Annotated in this window: 4 protein-coding genes and 1 pseudogene; all 5 read left to right on the top strand. The window is 47.0% G+C overall.

Annotated features, from left to right (window positions below; genetic code table 11):
• Nucleotides 1–81: 81 nt before the first annotated feature.
• The 5 genes and pseudogenes from trmA to Q0546_RS06755 all read left to right on the top strand — a co-directional run bounded on the left by trmA (nt 82) and on the right by Q0546_RS06755 (nt 4548).
• A pseudogene (gene trmA / locus Q0546_RS06775) lies at nt 82–1203 on the top strand (tRNA (uridine(54)-C5)-methyltransferase TrmA).
• Nucleotides 1196–1591 carry a CoA-binding protein gene (locus tag Q0546_RS06770; RefSeq protein ID WP_298791641.1) on the top strand — a complete coding sequence of 132 codons (396 nt, stop codon included), beginning with the start codon at nt 1196–1198 and terminating at the stop codon, nt 1589–1591. The pseudogene trmA and the gene Q0546_RS06770 overlap by 8 nt, the downstream one beginning before the upstream one ends.
• Nucleotides 1592–1750: 159 nt before the next feature.
• Complete coding sequence (gene ilvA / locus Q0546_RS06765) at nt 1751–2962, top strand: threonine ammonia-lyase (RefSeq protein WP_002951266.1); 1212 nt, start codon at nt 1751–1753, stop codon at nt 2960–2962.
• 202 nt (nt 2963–3164) lie between these two features.
• Nucleotides 3165–3851, top strand: coding sequence for a DUF4230 domain-containing protein (locus Q0546_RS06760; RefSeq protein WP_298791639.1), 687 nt, complete (start codon nt 3165–3167; stop codon nt 3849–3851).
• A 28-nt stretch (nt 3852–3879) separates the two neighbouring features.
• Nucleotides 3880–4548 carry an MOSC domain-containing protein gene (locus Q0546_RS06755; protein ID WP_298791637.1) on the top strand — a complete coding sequence of 223 codons (669 nt, stop codon included), beginning with the start codon at nt 3880–3882 and terminating at the stop codon, nt 4546–4548.
• Nucleotides 4549–4661 lie beyond the last annotated feature (113 nt).

Raw genomic sequence — 4661 nt, 5'->3', positions numbered from 1 at the left:
CCTAAGCGTCTGGATAGTTCTACCGTTTGGGCTTTTGATTACGGCTTTGGTTGTTAGACTCGTCGGACAAAAGGTTTAAATTTGCCCGTTAAATTTTGTAAATTTCTAGGAGAATGCGGTAGTTGCACTCTTGATATGCCTTACGAGGAGCAGGTTAAATTTAAAACTGATTTTATAAGGTGCGAATTTGAGCCGTTTTATAGCGGCGAATTTGAGTTTTTCGCCTCGCAGAGTGTCGCTTACCGTACCAGAGCGGAGTTTGGGGTCTGGCGCGACGGCGAGGAGCTAAGATACACGATGTACGGTGCTAAAACTAAGCGCATTTTTATAGACGAGTGCCCGAAAGTAGCCTCTCCTATCGCAAATTTGATGCCGCGTTTGCTTGAGGCGCTTGCGAAAAATCAAATTTTAAAAGAGAGACTCTTTGGCGCCGAGTTTATCTCGTGCGCGAGCGGGATACTGGCGACGCTGCTCTATCATAAGCGTCTAGGCGAAGCCGAGCAGGGCGAGATAGAGAGCCTAGTGCGCAAATTTGCCGATCTGAGCGTAACGATAGCAGCTAGAGCAAAAGGGCAAAAGCTACTAAGCAATGAACTAAATTTAGAGGACCGCCTAAACATCGGTGGCAAAATTTACAAATTTACATTCGGCGACGGAGCTTTTATCCAGCCAAACACCGCCGTAAACAAAAAGATGATCGAGTGGGCGAAGAGCTGTGTAGAGCGCGGCGTGGATCTACTTGAGCTTTACTGTGGACACGGCAACTTTACCGTTCCGCTAGCGGAAAAATTTAAGCGCGTTTTGGCAACCGAAATATCCAAAAGCTCGATCGCAAATGCGCTCAAAAACTGCGAACTAAACGGCGTAGATAACATCAAATTTTTACGAATGAGCGCCGAGGAGCTGATGAGCGCGTTTGGGCGCGAGCGCGAGTTTAACCGTCTAAGAGAGCTTGATATCTTTAGCTACGACTTCTCGCACGTTTTGGTTGATCCGCCGCGCGCGGGGCTTGATGAGAGCGTGATAAATTTCATCAAAAACTACGAAAATATCATCTATATCTCCTGTTAGCCCCAGAGTCTAAAGCGCGATCTAGCGCAGCTTGCCGCGACGCACGAGGCGGTCAAATTTGCCGTGTTTGATCAGTTTGCAAATACTACTCATATCGAGTGCGGCGTGCTTTTAAAGGGTAAAAATGCCTAGCGATCTAGGGCAAATTTTATCCGCCGCTAAAAATATCGCGGTCGTGGGCCTTAGTCCTGATGAGAGCAAGCCTAGCAACGAGGTTGCGAAATTTCTCATCAAGCGCGGATTTAACGTATTTCCTGTTTATCCAAAATTTGATGAAATTTTAGGACGCAAGGTCTATAGAAATTTGATGGAAATAGACCAAGATATCGACGTCGCAGTGATGTTTAGAAAAGGCGAATTTGCTAGCGAGCTAGTAAAGGACGCCGTCAAAAAATGCGTAAAAACGCTGTGGTTGCAGCTTGGTATAACAAACGATGCCGCAGGAGCGATCGCGCGCGAAAACGGGATAAATTTCGTGCAGGATAGGTGCATAAAAATCGAGCTACAAAGGCTTGATTAGGCCAAATTTGACGGAGAAGCTTGCACTGTAAATTTAGCGGCCCGCGGCAAAAAGTAAATGTAAAAACGAAAATAAAGAAAACGTAAGCAAAAATACGGTAAATAAACGCGCAAGCAAAAGCGACGAAAAGTAAAATTTAAACAAAAACGAAAGGCTAAAATGATCTCTCTAAATAAAATAATCCAAGCCAAGCGCACGATAAGCGGCTTTGTGTATAAGACGCCCTTTGCCTACAGCGCAAAACTAAGCCTCGCCAGCGGCGCGCTCATCTACCTAAAAGAAGAAAACCTCCAGCGCACGGGCGCGTATAAGATCCGCGGCGCGTATAATAAAATCGCAAATTTAAGCGCGCAGGAGCGTAAAAAAGGCGTCGTCGCGGCAAGTGCCGGCAATCACGCCCAAGGCGTGGCTATCTCGGCGCGCGAGTTTAAAACGCCCGCTACTATCGTGATGCCCGAGTCTACGCCGCTTTTAAAGGTACTAGGCACCAAAGATCTAGGCGCCGAAGTCATCCTAAAGGGCGATAACTTCGACGAGGCCTATGCCTACGCCGTAGAGTATGCCAAGCAGCAGGGCATGAGCTTTATTCATCCATTTGACGACGAGTACGTGATGGCCGGGCAGGGGACGGTGGGACTTGAGATGCTTGACGATCTGGCTGAGCTTGAAACTATCATCGTGCCCGTTGGCGGCGGCGGGCTAATAAGCGGCATATCAAGCTGCGTAAAACAGGTAAACCCAGACATCCGGGTGGTCGCCGTGAGTGCAAAGGGCGCGCCTGCTATGTTTAACAGCTTTAGCGCTAAAAAAAGCATAAATTCAAAAACCGTGCGCACGATCGCCGACGGTATCGCGGTTCGCGATGCGAGTGAGACGACGCTGGCAAATATCCTAGAGTGCGTGGACGAGTTCGTGCAGGTCGACGACGAGGAGATCGCAAACGCGATTTTGTTCCTGCTTGAGACGCAAAAGATCGTGGTCGAGGGCGCGGGTGCGGTCGGTGTCGCCAGTATCTTGCACAACAAGGTCAAATTTAAGGCCGGCGAGCGTATCGGCATCGTGCTAAGCGGCGGAAACATCGACGTGCAGATGCTAAACGTCATCATCGAAAAAGGTCTCATAAAGTCGCACCGCAAGATGGCGCTACAAATCACGCTGATAGATAAACCAGGCGCGCTCATGAGCCTAACCGATAGCCTAAAGATCGCAAATGCCAACATAGTAAAGATCGACTACGACCGCTTCTCCACGAGTCTGGAGTACGGCGACGCTAATATCACGATCACGCTGGAAACCAAGGGTGAAGACCATCAAGAACTCATCAAAAAAGTGCTTAGAGAGCATGATTTTAAATTTATTCAGGTGTTTTAAGCTATTTAAATTTGCCTCAAATTTGCGTAAAATTTAAAACCCGTATCTCAAAGGTGCGGGTTTTGCCAAACTGCACCGAATCTAAAAGCTCGCTAAATTTAAACTTACGATCCAAATTTATACCGATATAAAACAGCCAAAAACTCAAATTTAACGATTATTTTAACGAATTTCGCTAAAATCGCCTTTTAAAGGAGCAAAGATGATAGATGTTACAAGCCTTATTTTAGCGATTTTGCTGGCGATTTGCGTATTTACGATTTTTAGATTTAATAAAGCCTTAAAAACCGCGCAAAAGCCTGCGACAACGCAGATTAGCACCGAGATATCGCAGCTAAAATCCATCGGCGAGCTATCTGTTTTTCAGGTCTATAGCAAAGAGATCGTGACCAAAACCGACCACGCATTTGGCAGTTTTGGCAAGGAGTATCTACGCTGGCTGGTGAGCGAGAAAAAGCTCTCGATGATATTTGAGTTTGAGATAAACTTCATCTACGACCTAACGAGCCCGCGCCTAGAGATCGTAAATGTCGCGAGCGAGGAGTATCTCATCAAGATGCCGCCTTGCAAATACAAATTTTCGATCGCGAATATGAAATTTTACGACGAGAAAAACGGCAAATTTATCCCGTTTTTGCTGCCTGATTCGCTAAATGGATTTTTCGGTAGCAGCTTTAGCGAGGAGGATAAAAACAGGCTCATAGAGGAGGCGCGCGCCGAGGTCGAAAAGATGTCCGTACGCCTGATAAATCAGCTCCAGTCCAAGATCCACAAATCCGCGCGCGATACGCTAGAGGCGATCGCAAAGAGCTTCGGGGCTAGGGCGGTGAGATTTGAGTTTAACGACGAGGGCGAGCAGGTTAGGCTAAATCTGCAAAACGTGGCGTGAGGGCAAGATGGCATTCGTAAAGGCTCTTTTGATAGGTAAAGCAAGGCAGTACGGCAGCGCGGCAGCTGCGGACGAGCTAGGCAAGGCGTGGCGCTCGGCGATATTTAAAAATGCGCAAACGGGCGAAATCTACGCGGGCGAGCTTGGCTTTGAGGGCGACGAGGTGGCCGACACTGAGCATCACGGCGGCGTAAATAAAGCCGTATTTGCAAATTCGCTAGAAAACTATCCCGCGTGGGAAGCTTATCTTGGGCTTAAAAATTTGCCATTAGGCGCGATGGGCGAAAATTTGACCGTTAGCGGGCTGGATGAAACTAGCGTGAGCGTCGGCGACGTGCATAAAATCGGCTCATTAGTACTACAAGTAACCCAGCCGCGAAAACCGTGCTTTAAGCTCGCAAAACGCTGGGGGAATACAAATTTAGCCAAAGAGATTTTTGCCACGGGATTAACCGGCTGGTACTACAAGGTACTTGAAAATGGCTCATGTAGTGCTGGCTGCGAGATAGAGATCCTGCAAAAAAACGAAAACGCACTAAGCGTAATGCAAATAAATAAACTGTTTTTTAATCCGAGTGAAAATTTGGATTTATTGCCTAAATTTAGGGCTCTTGAAGTGCTCCCTGCTAGCTGGCAGGACGATATAAATAGGCGCTTAAATGGCTCGTATAGCACGGCTTTTATGGAAAAACTTTGAAAAAATGGCGAAAATTTGCCAAAAAGCTTGACAAATAAGGTAAAAATATATATAATCACCTTTCTTTTTACAGGCTGGGGTATCGCCAAGCGGTAAGGCAACTGGTTTTGGTC

This window comes from uncultured Campylobacter sp., from assembly GCF_937997465.1.
In the GTDB taxonomy this organism is placed as follows: domain Bacteria; phylum Campylobacterota; class Campylobacteria; order Campylobacterales; family Campylobacteraceae; genus Campylobacter_A.
This window is presented reverse-complemented; position numbering and strand designations above follow the sequence as displayed.

Coding starts and splice junctions, on each gene's coding strand:
- Q0546_RS06770 (WP_298791641.1), top strand. CDS start 1,196: ATGCCTAGCGATCTAGGGCAAATTTTATCCGCCGCTAAAAATATCGCG.
- ilvA (WP_002951266.1), top strand. CDS start 1,751: ATGATCTCTCTAAATAAAATAATCCAAGCCAAGCGCACGATAAGCGGC.
- Q0546_RS06760 (WP_298791639.1), top strand. CDS start 3,165: ATGATAGATGTTACAAGCCTTATTTTAGCGATTTTGCTGGCGATTTGC.